Origin of the sequence: Gudongella sp. DL1XJH-153 (assembly GCF_049310905.1) — a bacterium.
GTDB lineage: Bacteria > Bacillota > Clostridia > Tissierellales > Tissierellaceae > Gudongella.
In genome coordinates this window covers 1-19,036 of sequence record NZ_JBMEMN010000043.1, presented here as the reverse complement: position 1 = coordinate 19,036, position 19,036 = coordinate 1, and the positions used below count along the sequence as shown (strand labels likewise).

19 protein-coding genes and 1 riboswitch are annotated in these 19,036 nt (G+C 37.9%); all 19 genes read left to right on the top strand.

What is annotated here, in order from left to right; genetic code table 11:
• Positions 1 to 85: 85 nt before the first annotated feature.
• On the top strand, positions 86 to 1,138 hold the full coding sequence (locus ACOEN1_RS12270; protein WP_422487195.1) for a type IV pilus twitching motility protein PilT: 1,053 nt from the start codon (positions 86 to 88) through the stop codon (positions 1,136 to 1,138).
• A gap of 9 nt (positions 1,139 to 1,147) precedes the next feature.
• Entirely contained in the window at positions 1,148 to 2,347 is a 1,200-nt protein-coding gene (locus ACOEN1_RS12265; protein WP_422487194.1) for a type II secretion system F family protein, read from the top strand.
• A 372-nt stretch (positions 2,348 to 2,719) separates the two neighbouring features.
• Positions 2,720 to 3,112 (top strand): pilin, encoded by a 393-nt coding sequence (locus ACOEN1_RS12260; protein WP_422487193.1) that lies wholly within the window; start codon positions 2,720 to 2,722, stop codon positions 3,110 to 3,112.
• Between the two features lie 229 nt (positions 3,113 to 3,341).
• Positions 3,342 to 3,812, top strand: a complete 471-nt coding sequence (locus tag ACOEN1_RS12255; RefSeq protein ID WP_422487192.1) for a hypothetical protein — start codon at positions 3,342 to 3,344, stop codon at positions 3,810 to 3,812.
• A gap of 61 nt (positions 3,813 to 3,873) precedes the next feature.
• Positions 3,874 to 5,745, top strand: coding sequence for an O-antigen ligase family protein (locus tag ACOEN1_RS12250; RefSeq protein WP_422487191.1), 1,872 nt, complete (start codon positions 3,874 to 3,876; stop codon positions 5,743 to 5,745).
• 611 nt (positions 5,746 to 6,356) lie between these two features.
• Positions 6,357 to 7,106 carry a hypothetical protein gene (locus ACOEN1_RS12245; RefSeq protein ID WP_422487190.1) on the top strand — a complete coding sequence of 250 codons (750 nt, stop codon included), beginning with the start codon at positions 6,357 to 6,359 and terminating at the stop codon, positions 7,104 to 7,106.
• Positions 7,107 to 7,470: 364 nt separating this feature from the next.
• Positions 7,471 to 7,803 (top strand): hypothetical protein, encoded by a 333-nt coding sequence (locus ACOEN1_RS12240; RefSeq protein WP_422487189.1) that lies wholly within the window; start codon positions 7,471 to 7,473, stop codon positions 7,801 to 7,803.
• 103 nt (positions 7,804 to 7,906) lie between these two features.
• Positions 7,907 to 8,614: a virulence protein gene (locus ACOEN1_RS12235; protein WP_422487188.1), complete on the top strand. Its 708-nt coding sequence runs from the start codon at positions 7,907 to 7,909 to the stop codon at positions 8,612 to 8,614.
• A gap of 687 nt (positions 8,615 to 9,301) precedes the next feature.
• Complete coding sequence (locus ACOEN1_RS12230) at positions 9,302 to 10,060, top strand: transposase (protein WP_422487187.1); 759 nt, start codon at positions 9,302 to 9,304, stop codon at positions 10,058 to 10,060.
• A gap of 165 nt (positions 10,061 to 10,225) precedes the next feature.
• Positions 10,226 to 10,308, top strand: a riboswitch (cyclic di-GMP riboswitch).
• Positions 10,309 to 10,332: 24 nt separating this feature from the next.
• Entirely contained in the window at positions 10,333 to 10,644 is a 312-nt protein-coding gene (locus tag ACOEN1_RS12225; protein WP_422487186.1) for a DUF5658 family protein, read from the top strand.
• Between the two features lie 247 nt (positions 10,645 to 10,891).
• On the top strand, positions 10,892 to 11,656 hold the full coding sequence (locus ACOEN1_RS12220; protein ID WP_422487185.1) for a prepilin peptidase: 765 nt from the start codon (positions 10,892 to 10,894) through the stop codon (positions 11,654 to 11,656).
• A 58-nt stretch (positions 11,657 to 11,714) separates the two neighbouring features.
• Entirely contained in the window at positions 11,715 to 12,785 is a 1,071-nt protein-coding gene (pilM, locus tag ACOEN1_RS12215) for a pilus assembly protein PilM (protein ID WP_422487184.1), read from the top strand.
• Positions 12,782 to 13,342 carry a PilN domain-containing protein gene (locus ACOEN1_RS12210; RefSeq protein WP_422487183.1) on the top strand — a complete coding sequence of 187 codons (561 nt, stop codon included), beginning with the start codon at positions 12,782 to 12,784 and terminating at the stop codon, positions 13,340 to 13,342. Before pilM ends, ACOEN1_RS12210 begins: the two co-directional genes overlap by 4 nt.
• Entirely contained in the window at positions 13,332 to 14,813 is a 1,482-nt protein-coding gene (locus ACOEN1_RS12205) for a LysM peptidoglycan-binding domain-containing protein (protein WP_422487182.1), read from the top strand. The genes ACOEN1_RS12210 and ACOEN1_RS12205 overlap by 11 nt, the downstream gene beginning before the upstream one ends.
• Before the next feature lie 13 nt (positions 14,814 to 14,826).
• The gene (locus ACOEN1_RS12200; RefSeq protein ID WP_422487181.1) at positions 14,827 to 16,530 is read left to right on the top strand and encodes an S-layer homology domain-containing protein; all 1,704 of its coding nucleotides are present in this window, start codon (positions 14,827 to 14,829) and stop codon (positions 16,528 to 16,530) included.
• On the top strand, positions 16,518 to 16,973 hold the full coding sequence (locus tag ACOEN1_RS12195; protein ID WP_422487180.1) for a GspH/FimT family pseudopilin: 456 nt from the start codon (positions 16,518 to 16,520) through the stop codon (positions 16,971 to 16,973). The genes ACOEN1_RS12200 and ACOEN1_RS12195 overlap by 13 nt, the downstream gene beginning before the upstream one ends.
• Before the next feature lies 1 nt (position 16,974).
• Complete coding sequence (locus ACOEN1_RS12190) at positions 16,975 to 17,349, top strand: hypothetical protein (protein ID WP_422487179.1); 375 nt, start codon at positions 16,975 to 16,977, stop codon at positions 17,347 to 17,349.
• Positions 17,315 to 17,908, top strand: a complete 594-nt coding sequence (locus ACOEN1_RS12185) for a hypothetical protein (protein WP_422487178.1) — start codon at positions 17,315 to 17,317, stop codon at positions 17,906 to 17,908. Before ACOEN1_RS12190 ends, ACOEN1_RS12185 begins: the two co-directional genes overlap by 35 nt.
• A 13-nt stretch (positions 17,909 to 17,921) precedes the next feature.
• Entirely contained in the window at positions 17,922 to 18,914 is a 993-nt protein-coding gene (locus ACOEN1_RS12180; protein ID WP_422487177.1) for a hypothetical protein, read from the top strand.
• Positions 18,915 to 19,036 lie beyond the last annotated feature (122 nt).

The window sequence follows — 19,036 nt, the reverse complement described above, 5'->3', positions numbered from 1 at the left end:
GGGTTCTTGAGACTCAACCCTCCACATACAAAGAATTTCCTTTGAAAGGAGGGAGTCGAGACAGAGTCTACTCGACGGTTAGTGGATGCATATATCAGAAATTGTCAATGAGGGAACCAATAGGGGTGCTTCAGACATTCACATAACAGCCGGCATACCACCGACTTTGAGGATTAATGGAGAGCTTGTATCCTTTGGGGATCAGAAGCTTACACCTGTTGATACTGAAAGGTTGATCAAGGAAACAATGGATGTCCCACTGTTCAAGGTACTACAGGAAAAAGGAGAGGTTGATTTCTCCTATTCCAGCGCAGGAAGAGGAAGATTTAGGGTAAATGCCTATACACAGCGTGGAAGCTTCGGAATGGCTCTTAGGATCATTCCGCTTGAGATTCCGACGATGCAACAGCTTGGACTTCCGGCAGTACTGGCAGATCTTGCAAGACTGCCAAGGGGACTGATCCTTGTAACAGGTCCAACGGGTAGCGGTAAGTCAACAACCCTTGCCACAATGATTGACCTGATAAACAAGGAACGAAACGAGCATATATTGACCCTTGAGGACCCAATCGAGTACCTGCACAGACACCAGAAGTCAATAGTCAACCAAAGGGAAATCGGCTCAGATTCACAAAGCTTTGGAAATGCACTTAGAGGAGCCCTTAGACAGGACCCTGACGTTATACTTGTAGGAGAGATGAGAGATCTTGATACAATTTCAATTGCCATCACGGCAGCAGAGACAGGTCACCTCGTTCTTTCAACACTACATACATTGGGAGCGGCAAAGACAATAGACAGGATAATAGACGTATTCCCACCACATCAGCAACAGCAGGTAAGGGTACAGCTTTCATCAGTTATCCAGGCAGTAATTTCACAGCAGCTTCTACCAAGAGCAGATGGCAAGGGAAGGGTAGCAGCACATGAGGTGATGATTGCAACACCGGCAATAAGGAACCTGATCAGAGAGGACAAGATACACCAGGTTGATACAGTGATACAGACTGGTGGAAAATACAGGATGCAGACAATGGACTCATCCCTGATCGGCCTTTACAACAAAGGATTGATTCGTAAGGATATTGCAATGAACAGAGCAATTGACCAAGAGGAAATGAAAAAATACATTGTGTAGGTGAGGCCAATGAAGTACAAATACAAAGCCATGACCAAAGGTGGTCAGGCAATAGAAGGAGTATTCGAGGCAAATTCAGAGTCGGAAGTTGTCGCTATGATAAAGGGCAACAGTTACCTGCCACTTAATGTGGAAAGGGACGTTGGAGCGGAAGCTCAGTTTGAGATGTTCTCCGCAAAGGTCAAGAAAAAGGACCTAGCAATATTTAGCCGGCAGTTCTACACAATGATTGATGCAGGACTGGGAATTGTAAAATGTCTTGACATCATGGAGTTACAGACAGAAAATAAGACCTTGAAAAAGACACTTGGCACAGTAACAGAGGATGTTCAGAAGGGACTCACTCTTTCAGAGGGGATGGACAAGCACCCCAGAATATTCCCGTCAATTCTTGTTTCAATGGTTGAAGCAGGAGAGGTCAGTGGTAATCTGGATGCGATACTTGAAAGAATGGCCGTTCACTTTGAAAAGGAAAACAAGATTGAGAACAAGATAAAAAGTGCCATGATCTATCCGGCAGCACTTATGTTTGTAAGTATAGCAGTTGTAATATTTATGCTGGTATTTGTAATGCCGACCTTCACAGGAATGTTTGAAGGAAGTGGAGTTCCATTGCCTGGGCCTACAAAATTTCTCTTGGCAATATCAGATTCACTACAGAATTACTGGTACCTCTATTTTGCAGCTATTGGACTAATTTCTTTTGGAACAGCAGCCTATATCAGGACCGAAGATGGAAGGACAAACTTTGATAGCCTTAAACTGAAGATGCCCGTAGTAAAGGGAACCACAGCAAAGGTTATAACCTCAAGGTTTACAAGGACACTTTCAACCCTAATGGATTCAGGTATACCTTTGATCAAGTCAATGGAGGTTGTTTCCAGAGTTGTAAACAACAAGGTAATAGAGGAAAGGCTTATGAACAGCATCGAACAGATCAGAAAAGGAGTACCGTTATCCAGATCAGTAAAGGATGTAGGAGTTTTTCCACCAATGGTAGACTCAATGATAAAAATCGGAGAGGAATCAGGATCACTTGATGATATTCTATTGAAGACAGCAGATTTTTACGATGAAGAGGTAGAAGTTGCTCTAACAAAGTTGACAACACTGCTTGAACCGATTATGATTGTTGGTATGGCGGTAATTATTGGTTTTATTGTTATCGCAATGTATCTGCCGATGTTTGATATGATGCAGACGATATGATAACGAACAATGAATAATGAACAACGAACAAAGAATAATGAAAAGATTAAAAAAATAGTTTAATCAGCATATTGTGGATATATTGCGAAAATGTTGTCATAAGTGCCCGGCAATTGAAATATCCAAAATTTTAATTTTGATATATTTCTTTGATAGGGTATCTGAGCTACAGCGAAGAATCTAGCCCCAAAGAAAGACAAGGTGTCATTTCGAGCGTAGTCGAGAAATCTCGACCATTGAGAATGACCCTACAACTTTTAATTCTTAGATCTTAATTATTAACTGTATTTAAAGATGGCTTTAATAAACTTTATATATATTTAAAGCATTGCAAGTGTGGGGAAAAAAACAAAAAAACAAGGAGGAATTAAAATGATTCAATGGTTTAACAAGAAAATGAACAAGAAGAGGAAAGGTTTCACCCTTATTGAACTGATTGTTGTTATTGCTATTTTGGGGATTTTGGCTGCGATAGCGATTCCGAGATTTGCGGGTATACAAGATGATGCAGCAATTAAAGCTGATGCTGCAACAGCTGAGTCAATCATAAATTCTGCCAGAATTTATGATGCACAGAATAACGTAACTGGTCAAGCTGATGCAACAGCTGTAGGGACTCTAATGACAATTCCAACAAATTCAAAGTCTGGTGCTAAAGGCGGGTTTACGTTAACATATGACTCAAGTACTGAAGAATATGAAGTAACTTGGGCAACAGGTGCGAAATACACGGAATCTGGTGCATTAACTGAGCCTACTGATTAATTCAAACTAGAATAGAATAATTATGATATTAGGCGTCTATATGGCGCCTTTTTTCTTAGAAATATAGGGGATTTGTCACATCTGTGTGTGTAAGTTCAAGTGAACTAGGTGTAAAGTTTGAAATTAAATTTTCTAAGAATCTGTAATATATAGTACCTTGCAGTATCAGAGAAAGCTCCAAGAGGAAAGTTGATATTTAACCTGAAAGGCTAAAAAGGAGCATACAGGCATGACTAATGAAGAACTAGAACTAATTTGCCGGAATACCGATATCTCTGTTGGCACACCAATTGGTGGTGTTGGAATTATCCTCGATGTTATTGAAGATTCTAGGACCTGTAGATTTGAATACTTGAGAAATGGGGACTTAACACTACATGGTTTGAATTTAAAGATTAATGGCAAACCTTTACCGAATGGATGTTTTGGGTATCAAAACGTAATTATCTTGCTTGAAGAAAATACTCCTGTTGGTATCGTATTTCCAATGGGGAAAAGTGATTTACATGTTTTAGTTTTGGAAGAATATCAAGGCCGGGGTATTATGAGTAATTTTATGAGTAGTGGAATCGTTCATCAATTGAATCCTGGGCTTTCGAGTATCAGAACAAATTTTTCTCCAAGATTTGATCCTGATAAGTACAATAAAATAAAACACCTAGCGTCCAAAGCAGGGTTGGTAATACGTACATCAACTTAATTAAGGAACAAAGCTCTTAGTCGTGTTAGACACATAAAGAGAATTTGAAAATGGGGGAAGTATGATCGAAAATCAGACGCAGAAATCATCTTACATATGGCTCGTATTAATAATAGTTTTATCAATGACGGCGCTCTTTAGTGCAGGGTTTGACCATGATGTGGTATATTATGGTTTATTTCTCATGGCTTTTATTATGGGAATAACCACAATACTTTATAAAGAGGCAATAGAACTAAATGGTATTGCGTTTGTATTTTCTTTGTTTATCCTGTGGTCTTTTGTAAGTTTGATTTGGTCTATTTCACCAATTAGAACTGTTATTGAAGGAATACAACTGATTAGCTTCTTACTGATCTATCTCCTTACTAAAAAACTTTCGCAAGAAGGTTTAGGCAAGTTGATTAAAGTTTTGTTACTGGTAACAGGAGGTATCGCTTTACTTGGTATCCTTGAATACCTCTTTGTAAGTGGCAGTAGGATTCATGCGACCTTTACTAATCCTAATCCATTTGGTATATATATGGTTATGATTTTTCTGATGAGTCTTGCTTTGTCATTAAGAAGCAAATCCAAAGGATATATGATATTTTCTATTATATTCCTAAGTGCTGTATTTTTATCTGGTTCAAGAGCATCTATGGGTGCACTGGCGGTAGCTTTGATTATACCTTTCTTTGGTATTGATAAATCAGAATTAAAAAGTTCAATTATTAGATTTGCAATTATATTTGTTTCTGCTTTTGTGTTTTCCCAAATTGCTTTATATGCTTCAGTGTATATCAGAGAAAATGTGTTTGTAGACAAGTCGTTTTTGGAAAGCATTACACGAAGTAGTTCTTTTGTAACTTCTTCTTTAAAGGGGAGATTGGAATTTTGGCGAGTTGCTTTTGATCTGTTTAAGAATAAGCCTGTTTTAGGGTATGGTAATGGGACTTTCTTTTCTGCATATTATATTGAGTATGGAATGAACGAATGGTATTCAAGGTTTACCCACAATCATTATTTACAAATGGCAGCAGAAATTGGTGCAGTTGGTGTAGGATTATTTTTGTTATTCCTATGGACTTCATTTAAAGATGTCATCCATAATGCAAAACAAAGTGAAAAGCCTATTTTTTTTTGGGGAATGGTTGCTGGACTTGTTGCTTTTTTACTCCATATCGGCGTGGATTTTTCTTGGAATTTTCCAGCGGTTACAATGCTCTTCTTTTTCTTTTTAGGGGTTACCACAAGAGAAGATGCTAAAGCACCTCTAAAATTGAATAAGACTGTAAGTCTAATAGGACTTGTGTTTATTATATTGGTTACAGGTTGGCAATTGGGATCTACAAAGCTATACATGAAAGCACTCGATTTAGAACAGACGGACTCTTTAGAGGCTGCCCTAGAGTTGACTCAAAAAGTGAATGATATTTATCCTATTAGTCCATTTGGACAATCATATGAGAGTGAATTGTTATTCAACCGATACCTGAGTGCAAAAAATGAAGAGGACTTGAAAGCATCATTTGTAGTGATGGAAAAAGCTATTGGCAATGGGCCATACGATGCAGGAACTCATTCGAAAATGGCTAGACTCTACAAGCAAACTGGTGATTATGATAATGCTGAAAAACACCTTTTAATTGCTACAAAATACAGTGCTTATGTATTAAATAGCTTCATTGATCTGAGTAACTTGTATATTGAAAATGGCAAGAATGGGCTGGCGGAAGAAACTCTGTTATCGGCTTTAGAAAGAGCACCATTTGCAATTAAACGTGCACCAGAGAATGAGCGGGAATCTGTCGTTGATTCTGTTGCCATCATCCACCTAACCCTAGCAAACCTTTACACCCAAGCTGGTGATCAAGAAAAGGTTCAAGACCAGGTGAATCAGTTGATTGAACTGAAGGAAGAGTATCCGTTTTTAGACAAGTATTTTAAGTAGGTGAAGAGGTGAGATGTATAAAATGGAAATAAAAAGAATCGTGTAGAAAAATTGGAACATTCTCCAGAAGAGATGATTTATAATCTGAATGCTTTTTTGGCTAGCTCAAAGAGCATAACAGACTACTATGGGAAAAAGCTAGGTGAAAATTCTAATAATTGGTATAGGAGTGTTGAAGAACAATTTCCTTTAATAGGCTATTTTAGGTTAAAGAGAAACGTTGTTGTCCACCATAGGTTTTAGATATTGCATCCAAAACTGTAATAGATCATACCGAGTATATTACAGCCGCTCCTGCAGAATTGACAATAGAACTGATTAGAGTTGACATGACAGAGGGACAGGAACACTGTCTTATGGTGATGTATTAAATAGTTTTATTGATTTGGGCAACTTGTACATTGAGAGTAGCAAGAACGATCAAGCGGAAGAAACTTTATTGTACACCTTGGAAAGAGCGCCATTTGCGATTAAACGTGCACCAGGGAATGAGAGAGAACCTGTTGTTGATTCTCTTGTCATCATCCACTTAACTCATGCAAATCTATACAGCCAAACAGTTGATCATGAAAAGGTTTAAGACCATGTAAATCAGTTGATCGAGCTGAAAGATGAGTATCCGTTTCTGGAGGAGTAATTTAAGTGATGGGAGTGTGGAAATTATGTGCAGATTAGCGATGAAGACATATTATTCAATACAGCATTTGAAATCTAGTTATTTGCTCCTTGAGGAATCCCGAAAGATTGAATTTAGTGATTTTTCAGAGTTGGAAGGCGTTGAAAAATCTGAGTTAAGCTCAAGGAATTTGGCGTTTGTTACCGGAGCAATCTTTTCTACAATTGCATTTATTGAAGCAAGTATTAATGAGTTGCTCTCTGATATATCCCAAAATGATGATAGAGTTAAAACCCTTCCAAAAGACAATAAAAAAGCCATTAAGGATCTTTGGGACAAAGAAGATAGAGGTAGTTTGGAGAAATGGTCAACTCTCAAAAAATATCAAAAGACGCTAGAGTTATTGGATAAAGAAGAGTTTGATGAAACTTCTGAACTATTTGAAAATGTTTCATTATTGATTGAACTTAGGAATACACTTATGCACTTCAAACCTGAATGGAATTCTATTCATTCTCCATATATGTCAGAGAATGATAATCAACATAGGTTGACAAGTAAACTTGAAGGTAAATTTGAGCTTTCTATTTTCTTCAGGAGTACAGGGAATCCATTTTTTCCAAATAAATGTATGGGATATGGTTGTGCTGTATGGGCATTAAAAAATGCTATTATGTTTGTTGATGAATTTTATATAAGAATAGGCATGGAGACAAATTATGATCATGTAAGAAAGCGATTATGATTTTACTCAAACCTGAGTATAACCTCTCAGTTATTGACCGCTCAAATTTGAGCCACCAATATTAGCCTAGGGGAGGTCAAATCCCTACAACCCTTGTAAATGGTGACCGCGTCAGGGTCACGTGTGAAAAATCGCGAAATTACACAGGGGGGGATACCCCAAGAGCGTTTTGATAATAGCCACAAGGCTGTAATGTGCTGAAAACAGTGCACTATAAAGCCCTGTGGCTATTTTTGTTTCGTCCAAATGGTTCTAAAATTGCATAATTATAATGCAAAATAAGGTCAAAAAAATGTATAAATAACTTGCTAAAATACTCTATTTGAGTGATTAATGTAATAGGGAAATTTTAAGGAGGTGCATGATGCGGGCATTATTTGGAAGAAAAATCGAGAACATCGTGGACTTGAGAGAAGCCACAGAGTACTCTAGGAAGTCAGGCATGAAGGGAACGGTCTATACGGTTATTCGAGAGGTTGAAATGACAGACGAAGCTTTCAGGGAGTTCGGTGAAGACTTTCTGAAGGACCAGCCCTGGATACTTAAAACCGATGGCGGCTACAACGATAAGGGCGAGTACAGGTGCATTAGGGTCAGGAATGTGGACACAGGTGAAAAGCTGTTGATTTCATCAGAGGGCTTCGAGTATCCCCGGTATATTGGGATTGAGCCTGATGATGAGATGGAGGAAGATTAGCTGAGACGGCCAATAACTAAATTGGCGATAAGGTAAAGAGTATTGGCGATTACCATATTTGCGATCTACATGAATAAACCCCATTAGGAAAGGATGGTGTCAGATGGAATTCAATTACAATATCAAAGGTGACAGACGAAAGCAGCTTGTTAAGGCTCTAGAAGAAATTATCGGTTTCAAATCAGAGTACATGGGCGTACCGACATTCGCCTATCGTATAGGTAGGGTTATGGTGGACAGGGCTGGAACGGTCACCAACGAGGGTACATTCGTAGAAGTGTTTCAGAATATGGCTATAGCTCTTAGCTTAAGGGGATTTGTACCAGAGGGAGGTCTTGAGCAAGCTGATATAAGAGTTGAAGGAGATGCAGTGACAATCACAGATTCAGCAGCTACTAGCACTAATAAGGTGGGTCTTCTAGAGATTCAAATGCCCAGAGAAATGTTTACTGAAAAGGGGATTGAGAACCTGAAGAGGCTAATCAATGCCAAAGGTGATCTTATTAAAAAGGCCATCGGCACTGATAAGCTACCCATTAATACCTCAGAGGAGACCATTGGCTTTCCATGGTTTCCTCTTAAGGGTGATGCGGATGAAGTGGAGCACCACGAAAAATTCATCGAAGCACTCTGCCACATGGCCATCAATCAAAAGCGGGTAACGGCCAAAGCGGTGATAAGCGAAAACGAGAAGTATGACTTCAGGTGCTTTCTCTTAAGACTTGGATTCATAGGGGATGAACACAGGGCTTTCAGACGCTACTATCTAGGAAACCTTTCAGGGAACGCGGCCTTTAAGCGTGTGGAGTAATGAGTCTGGATAAGTTCAAAGTCTAAAAAGAAAAACGGATAGATGGGATGTAGGGTCCACAGGTCTATCCGTTTTGCCATTACAGTTATCTAGAACGTCCAGATTTGGTTATTAATGTGTGTCCATCATCATCTCGCCTGATGTAAATGGTATTAACTGCTAAGTGGGTTTTGCCATTTTCGCTCGGTGCAGTAGCTGGTCATGTCCCTTAGGGTTTTGAAATAATAGCCACTGCCTCTCTACTGAAGGCACCAGAGGTCTCTCGCTTCAGAACGCTTATCCCTCATTACGATGACTGGGTAGAAGTGTCCTAAACTCATCACGCGGATGATGTCAAAGTGCTCTATATCAAGACCGGCTTTAATGCTTCTTGGAATTTTCACCATGTATTTCAGCTCCTTTCCTATTCCCTCGTTTGAATCTGCGTTTTTTTACACGAAGCCCCAGCCCGCTGTCCGTATTGAAAAGGACCAGGGACAAGACAAGGGGACAGGAATACTGTCTCGAAATGAAATGAATATTTAGAAGCTGCAGCCAAGAGAAAATTCTTGGCTGCAGCTTTTTTTTACAAAATACAAGTTTTGAGACTATTATGGACACGTGTGTAGAACTCGTTCTGTTTTGTTTGTCCAATAAATCACATAGTGATATAATGGAATAATATAACAATCAGATGGAGGAGATAATATGGCTAGAAGGCCGCGTAGAAGAAGTGAAAGTGGGCTTTATCATGTTATGTTAAGAGGAATAAATAAACAGATAATTTTTGAATCTGATGATGACAGATTTCAGTTATTATCTACAATGAAGCGCTTTGTAGATACAAATAAGTTTGTTTTATATGGCTACTGTTTGATGGATAATCATGTACATCTTCTTATTCAAGAATTAGAAGATGATATTTCCAATGCAATAAAGAGAATTTGTTCAAGTTATGTATTGTGGTACAACAAGAAGTATGAAAGATGCGGGCATTTGTTCCAAGAGAGATTTAAGAGTCAACCTGTTGAAACAGATAATTATTTTCTGATGATTTTGAGATACATTCATCAAAATCCTATAAAGGCTAGACTTTGTAAGGACCTATTGGAGTATAAATGGACAAGCTATAGAGAATACATACAAAAACCAATAATAGTTGACACAGAATTTTGCTTAAGTTTATTCTCTCCCGACATGGACAGAGCTGTAGACCTGTTTATTGAATATATGACTCAAAACAATGAGGATAGTTTTCCAGCATTTGAAGATAATATTAGCTTAACTGACACTGAAGTATTAATAAAGCTAAATGATATGGGCATTAGGAATATTAGTGAATTGCAGAAGTTAGAGAAAAACAGAAGAAATAGCTTTATAAAGGAATTGAAAATGACAAAAGGTATCAGTATAAGACAAATATCCAGAATAACAGGTATATCCAAAGGCATTGTTGAGAGATCATAACAAGGATCTTTTTCGTTCCCAAGTGAAATTTTTAGTTTAAAAACTATTTTGTGGCATCAAATAATAAGCTAATAATTATAGAATAGGATCAGACCAACACTTAATGATGTTTAACACCTTGAAGGGTTTAAGAGGATATATTTGGTGGTATCTTATATATGACAAATATTTTAAAGAGGATATGAACAACAGTTATAGATGGACGCCTATACTGTTGTGATCCAGTGGCGTAACCGGCTTAAATGGCTGGTTATTTTATTGGAGTGATCTTTATGTCTGATAGTAAAAAACGATTATTGTTTTGGCACTTGGTCGGTATTGGTGTGTTCAATAAGGTGGATTATATACTTACATTGGAGTTCTTGGACAATGGATTTTATGAGGCTAATCCACTAATGGCAACTATGATAGGAACCTATGAATTTCCTATGGTCAAGTTAATATTGGTTCCATTGGTATTATTGGCACTGTGGCAGCATAAGGATAAAATAGGTGATCTGATTACAAAACTGTCTTGGGTTCCATTCCTTGGATATTTCTCTTTAATGGTTTACTATAGATTTTTGATTGTAAGTTATCTGTGATAATGTTAAAGAGTCTTACTTGGTATTCCAAAATTATAATAATAAGGATTGTATACGTTTTCTATCGTAGGCAATCCTTATTTTAATTGATTAAACATATAGTGATTGAGGATAAACAATTATTGACAATTTAGTTGCCAAAACTAATATAAAATTACTAAATAATGTGACAATTCTCTTATTCTAATGTATAATATCACTATGATTGCTTGTATATAAAATTCTTGAGAGATATGTGAGGTCATATATGGTTTTACTGATATTTATATATGGATTATTAATTGGTTCATTTTTAAATGTGCTGATATATAGAATACCAAGGGATGAGAATATTGCTTGGCCTGGATCACACTGCACATCATGTGAGCATGATCTTAAATGGTATGATAATATTCCTTTGTTTTCCTACCTATTTTTAAAAGGAAAATGCCGTTATTGTGGTGAAAAGATCAGTATTCAGTATCCAGTTGTTGAAGCTTCAAATGCAATTATATACGTTCTTTTATTCCTATCTTTCTACTATAATTCAAAACTGGATTTTGTGTTTTTCGCTTTTATTTCATCGATTCTAATTGCAATTGCCTTTATTGATCTTAAGGACCAGATTATACCAGATTCACTGGTTATTACAGTTCTTGTTCTTTCAATTCTCCAGAAGACATTGCTGCATTTTTATGATGGAGTACCATTTCCATTGATGGACAGTCTGTTAGGACTCTTTATTGCAGGAGGAATATTTCTTCTGATTGTCTTCTTCTCAGGAGGAGGAATGGGTGGAGGAGATGTCACACTTATTGCAGCTCTTGGATTTATTCTGGGTGTAAGACTGATATTTCTTAATATCTTCCTTGCATTTATCCTAGGTGCTGTCATATCAATATTTCTACTTGCCACGAAAATTAAGTCCAGAAAGGATCCAATACCCTTTGGTCCATTTATCATTCTTGGGTTTTTCATGGTACTTTTTTTAGGAGAAGAGCTTTTAAGTTGGTATTTCAACATTTTAATCTAGTAAATTATTCCATTTTAGTTTATTATATATTTAAGTGAACATGAGAGGAGAGAAGCTTATGGGTGTCTTTGGCAGCAATAAAATCCTTAGTCTGGACTTTGGTTCTGACAGCATAAAAGGTGTAGAGGGAAAGCATACCAGCAAAGGAATTGTGGTGGATAAGTGCTTCAGTGTGGAGTTGCCAAAAGGGCTCTATGTTGACGGCGAAATTACCGACCTTGATCAGATGACTTATCTTTTACGGAGCGGTTTGTCTGAAAACAAGGTTGCGCAGCTCGAAACCCACGGTGTATTCAATGCATCTTCTGTTGTAATGCGAGAAATCAGTCTTCCCAAGGCAACAAAAGAGGAAATCGAGGCAATTATAAATTACCAGCTCGAGGATTACATACCTATTAATCCTGAAGACTACATTGTAAAATATCTTGAACTTGGAAGTCGTATGGATGAGGGCGTGGAGAAACTGGTTCTTCTTCTTATTGGTATACCAAGAACGACAATCCAGGCTCATTTGACTCTTCTTAGGAATGTTAACCTGAAACCTGCCGTGATGGATTATCACGGAAATGCCATTGCAAAGCTTATAGAACACGGCGGAGAGATAAACGGCGCTTACAATGGTTTGCAAAATATAGCTTGTGTTGATATTGGATCCGGACAAACCAGCGTATCCATAGTGGAAGATGGAGTTATAAAGGTTGCAAGGGTGGTTGAAAGAGGCACGGAATTTGTTCTTGAAGAAATCAGAAGAAAGCTTCCTCATATTTCGGATCAGCAGATTCTGGAATATATGGATGGGATCAGTGATATATCTCAGAAGAATATCGGTCTTGATGATGAAGCTATCCTTTCTGAGACACTTAGGGATAATCTCTATGGTATTCTCGATATGATTGAAATGATATTTAGATATTACAAGACAAGGGAAGTCAGCAATGAAATAGATCTGGTTATTCTTTATGGTGGATTATCCAAAGTAAATGGAATTGACAAGCTGTTCCACGAATTCTTTGATCTGGAGGTTACTAGACTAAAGACAATGGAAAAAGTAAAGGCAGATTGTGACTTGAGTCAGTTTGCAAATGCAACTGGTGGCCTTATCCGTTTGAAAGAGGTGAAGAAAAAATGAGAGATCTTAACTTTTTTGATCCTTTTATAGATAAAAAATCATTCGCCTTCAACAGGATGCTTTTCCTATATGGAATTCTTTTTCTTGTTATCGTTGGATTGGGAGTAATGGCTGCAATGAATCAGCTTAAGATAAATGCTCTACAAAAAGAGGTAAACAGCTTGACACAAGTTGCCGAGGACCCACAGACACTAAAGAGAGTTGCTGAGATTCAGGCATTTGAAGATGAAACAGATCAATTCCGTCAGGAGGTTGAGAGAATCAGAGCTCTAGATAAGAATATCCAGGGCAGGGATATCATTGGTGAAAGTCTTCTAGATGATATAAATTCAAAACTTCCAGAGGGAGTATTCCTTACTAATTTAAGTGTTAGTGGAAGGGAAATCCGGATTGCAGGCTTTGCTGAAGATAGATATTCGATTGCCGAGTTTGCAAAAGGGCTTCAAAACCTTCCTATGAGCTCGAAATCATTTGTGTCCAACATATCTGCAGTTGAGAATTACTATAGATTCAATCTTGATCTTACATTGGAGGAGGTGCTGGTAGATGTCAACTAAGTTGAAGTCACTATTCAGTAGCATTAAAACCAGACCCCTTACAAAAAGCGAAAAGATACTTCTCACGCTTCTTGCTATTGTAGGAATTGCATATCTTGGGAACCAGTATATTCTGGTACCACAGGATGAAAAAATACAGGCATTGCAAGTTGAAAAATATGAACTTGAAACCAAGATATCGGAAATGAATGCAACATTAAGAAGAGAGGACGACATCAAAAAGGAATGGGAGCTGCTTCACAGAGAAAGAAACCAAATTCTTTCCTACTACTTCCCAACTCTTGACCAGGCTCAGATTATCTATCTGCTAAATGACCTTTTACCTGAGGATCAGGTGGAAATAGCTGACCTTAACTTCTCAAGGCCTTCATCAGAAAACGTATCTGAGATGGAGGTATTCAATATGGGAATATCCGTTCCCTTCACCGGTGATTACACTGGAATAGAGGAAATGGTAAGGGCGATTGAGTTGAGTCCAAGGAGAATGATGGTGGATAGTCTTTCCCTTGATAGAAGCGCGGACAACCAGCTATCAGGCTCCATGAGCCTTAAAGTCTATTCCCTTGAGGGTCTTGCTGAGATGGAAGAAGAGGATGTAATTTATGTTCAGACAGCAGAGAATCCTGATCAGGGTACACTGTTCTCAAGCTTTGACGGGTTTGTTGGAGCAACAGCAAACGGTGGAACTAGCGGTACGGCTGGATCAGGTGGAACAGATGGTGGTGTCACAAGTGGTGATGGGACTACTGGAGGAGGTACTTCCGGCGGAGGTACTGGAGTGGATGGAGGAACCACTGTAAAGGGTGATATTCTCCACAGCTTTGAATGGAGAAACTACGACTTTATTCCAAGTCATGAGCTGGTAAGAGGACAGGCTGAGCCTACCACGATTGCACTTGATGGAAAGTATGCCTTGAGACTTGAATATAATATTCTTGGAACAGAGGAAGAGAACAGGGCAATGGTTGATATAACAAGTCAGGATATTGAACTTAAATATCCACCGACTGACCTTAGCATACACACCTTCTCCTTCTCATATGCACCGGGCACGGTTGGTGTAAGAATTCTAAACCAGGATGGAGATGAACAGTTTATTCCTGTCAACGAAGGTATTTCTTGGCTTGGATGGGGAAGATCAAGAATAAGTCTTCCTGGCAGTGTTGCAGAATACCCAATAAAGATCACACATATATATTATGAAATGGCCAAGGGAAGAGATGACTTCGGAGTTCTTGTATTTGACAAGTTGGAGGCAATCTATCCTCATCATGTTGATTATTCCTATGAAGGCACTGACAAGGAAGCAGACAAAATTTTCTACGAGGTTAAACCTGGTGATTCAGTATCAACAATATCAAGAGATATATATGGAACACTTGAATACAAGAATGAGATAATGAGAAACAATGATATAAGTGCAGGAGATGTTTTACCTGTTGGCAAGATACTAGTATTGGTGAAGAGATAGGAGGAGAGATAAAATGAACAGAATAAAGTTTGCGATCGTATTGACTTTAGTATTGACTCTCCTTCTTTCAGGAGTAGCATATGCAGCCCAGGTTGATTATGATTTTGGGTATGACGAAGGAGTAAGTTTTTATTCGATTGATTCATCATTTGAAAGCGGTAGAAGTGCATTTAGAGACTATAGAGACTATATCAGAGATGCTGACCCTGAAACATATGATGAAATCAGTACACTTAACGGTGAAGCTTATGCGGACTTTGAAGAAGGCTTTATAAAGGGTTATGAAGCTGCTATGGGTGGTTTAGCGGATGTTGATTATGCTGAGGAATTAGGAAAAAGATTAGGTGAGACTTATGCATTAACGGATTATTACGAAGACAATGATTTTGATTGGGAAGACGCTCTACCAAGTGATAGAACCATAAGCCGTATGTTTGATCTTGATAAAATGGATGAGTCCTATGAAGATCAGTTTATCATAGAATTTATAGCAGGTTTTAAAGAAGGCTATGAAAATGCTTATGAAAGAGCTTTATTTGAACCATCACGAATAAGTATGAGCCAGGGACTTGATAACGGAAAAGCTTCAGGTGCAGCTTTAGGTAATTCATTTGCTGAAAGAGACTATTTGTTACAAAACTCAATGAACTATGAGAGAAATCTGCCAAGGGATTCTGAAATTATTGACAGATACAGACTTGATTTAGGAACTAATGAATATGAAGATGCATTTATCGAGGGCTTTAAGGAAGCTTATGAAATCAACTACAATCAGATGTTCAGAAGATTAAATCAACAAAGATCTATAGATTCCCTTGAATCGATTATTGTACCCGCAGTGGGAGATACTGTTACAGTAGACAATGCTGTTGGAATTAGTGTTGAGCCTGGGACTTTCTATATGCCGGTATACGTCTCAATCAACCAGCAGAATACAGGCTATTTCAGATTTGGATCTTATGTAAGGGCTTCAGAGATTTATTCAATAAGACTGGATAATCCTGCTAACACTCTGGATGATGAAAAGAAGATAACAATAGCTTTCCCATATTACGGAGATAAATACAAGGCTGGCATATACAAGCTTGTAAATGAAAAATGGTACTATATTCCTTCAACGGTGGAGGATGGTGCAATTACTGCTAAGGTACTTCCTAGCACAATGTCCAACAGGGAGGGAGTATACGCAGTATTTATGGATGAAAACATAAGAATCCTTACTGATGTTAGGGACCACTGGGCTAATCCTGAGATTGAAACAATGGTAAGAAGAAATATCATTATGGGATACCCTGGAAATACACTTTTGGATGCTACTTTCAGACCTTCACAGAGTATAACAAGGGCAGAGTTCCTGATTCTTCTGAGCAGAATCGAAAACTGGACCCTGCCAAACTACATTGTCAATGCTACCCACTTTAAGGATTACGCTCAATTTTCCAGCTATGACAGGATTATCAGCTATGGACTTTCCAAGGGATATGTAATAGGCTATGCTGACGGTACATTCAGACCATACAGTCCAATATCATATTATGAAGTGGAGTTGATTATGGGAAGAGTCATGAATAGCTATGGTTTCAGATGGAATACCATCGCTACACAGATGATGTATGAAAAGGCCTACAGGTCACCAGGTCTAGACAATATAAATAACAAGATCACCAGGGCAGAGGTGGCTTTCATGCTTTATGTTCTTAATCAATGGCGCTATTGATAGATAGGAACAGTTTCAAAAAGGGCTACACACTGATCGAATTGATCGTTGTTGTAGCCCTTTTTGCTTTGCTTCTCGCTATTACACTGCCCAATTCAGCTATTATTAGAAATCTTAATGAAAGACAGGAACTGAGGATGATTGAGAAGGACTTAAGGCAAGCAAGAAACAAGGCGATTCTTGAGAACAGATTGATCGACGTATCCTTTTATGTGGATGGAAATCAATATATCATTCAATATAGTGAAAGCGAAAAAATAAAAGTACATAAGCTAAAGTCAGGTCTAAGGATATTTTATGCCGGGACGTCCGGGTTTAGATTCAACGGGACAGGTAGGGTTGGAAACTCAAATACCGTTACACTTAAAAAATCTGATGGTAGGACATACCATATCGCTGTTGGAGTAAATACAACAGAAATTACTCTTCGGGAGGTAAAATAAGTTGAAAAAACCAGGTTTTTTGCTTATTGATATCATTATTGGACTGGGACTTCTTGGTCTTCTAGCAGTTGTTATTCATACTTCTATTGCAACTTCAGCAAAGAGTATAAGAATCATCGAAAACAGGTCAGTTCTTCTGGATAATTGCCAGAGAGTAGCAGAGACATTAAAGGTTCCTTCAGAGGAGAACAATGAATTTTTCCTAGCATTATCCTATGATGATGGGTTTATGGATTACCCAAGTCCATATGCTCCTGAAAACACCCAGGTCTTGGTAAGACTTGATGAACATGGCGACAGAATCCAGACATATACAGTTATGCTAAAGGGGGAGGATTCTCATGTTGAACTTGTTGCAAGCAGGATCCTCAAATAAGAAAGGCTATACGATTATTGAAATTGTAATGGCAATCGGATTTTTGGGAATATCCATTGTGATATATTTTTCCATAATGAGATCAACAGAGGAATCGGCAAACCGAATTCAGAAGTTTGATGACTTTATGCTAAATGGAAGGTATGCAACAGAATATGTAATAGAAGATGTTATGCTTGCAGATGAAATTATCAGCATGGAGGAATACTATCCTGGAGGAATTCAGCAGAGTGATACATTGGGGTTTATACTGATAAATCATAATAACGGTGTAAATACTGATACAAAGGACTACGACAATTATTTCAAATACAAATACATCTATTACAGACTCACTGGTGATGTAGTTTTCAGAAGTACATACAGTCATAATAGCTACAGACCAGAGAATGCACCTTCCAATGGAGGGGATAATGTCTTGGCTAAAAATGTAATATCTATAGGAGATAGCAATTACTGTCCGGAAGACAGGATGCTTTTTATTGATATTGAAACACAAGACCCTGCCAGCAGTAAAAAATACAAATTTATGGAAACAAAATATCTTGGAAAATACTAACCGGAGAGGACATATGAAGAGAGACGGAAATGTTATAATGCTTGTGTTAATTGTTAGTACAGTGTGCATGGTTACTGTTGCCTTTGCAATGGAGAGTGTCTTTATTCAGAATATGCTTGTATTGAACAGGCGTGATAATATTCAAGCAGAATTGTCACTGGAGGGTATGGTAGCAAAGCTGCTTATTGACAGCGAGGAAAAGCAAAACCTGGTAATGGAAATTGTGTCTGATTTGTCATTTAGAGAGTCTGATAGTGTGAGTTTTCCTTTATCAATCGATGGGATGCAAAATACAACAGGAACTATAGATTTTACAAAATGTGATGAAGGCAGAATGAAGTATAAATTAAATGTTGAAGGTACAAGAAATGGAGTCCAGGACTCCATTGTGGCCGCTGGTCATGTTTATGATCCAGTTATTGACCATTGTGACAATGGCCTGGTTACAATTCAGGGGAAGTCTCTTGAGGAATCTGAGGAAGTGAATTTGTTTCTTAACGAAATGAAACATAAATTTAATGGTGAAGAGGTGACCAGTGATTATTTCCTTGCACATAACTATCTGGAAAATGAAGTTGAAATCAGGGCGAAATCTTCTGGTTATAGGTATATCGATTTTATAAGAGGAGACCATATTTCAAAATATAGCTTCTGGAATGGGAAACTTGTTCTTTTCAAGGAATATGATGGTTTCAACAGAGATATAGTTAGATTGAAAGAATCATCCAGTAGCCTTACAGAAGGAACCGTGAAAGGTATTATGTATATCGAAGATGGGGATTTAATCATTTCAGGAGATATTCACTTCAATGGGATTATCATAATTGAAAATGGAAATCTTATCAAAGAAGGCGAGGGTGAAGTAATAATATATGGCAAGGTCATTATGAACAATTTCAATCAGCCTGATGAGGGGATACAAATTGTATATGATCACGAACTCTTTAGGCAAATGACTAGATTTATACCTTGTTTTATAAGCCCTGGCATAGACTCCATACGATAAAGTAAGAGAAAGCCATACAAAGTATGGATGCAGACTAACTTTTAGCTGTCAATAACTTTTGAAAATGTCAGTAAAAACTAGTCTAATTATCTTTTGAAAATGTCAGTAGATAATTAAGTGGT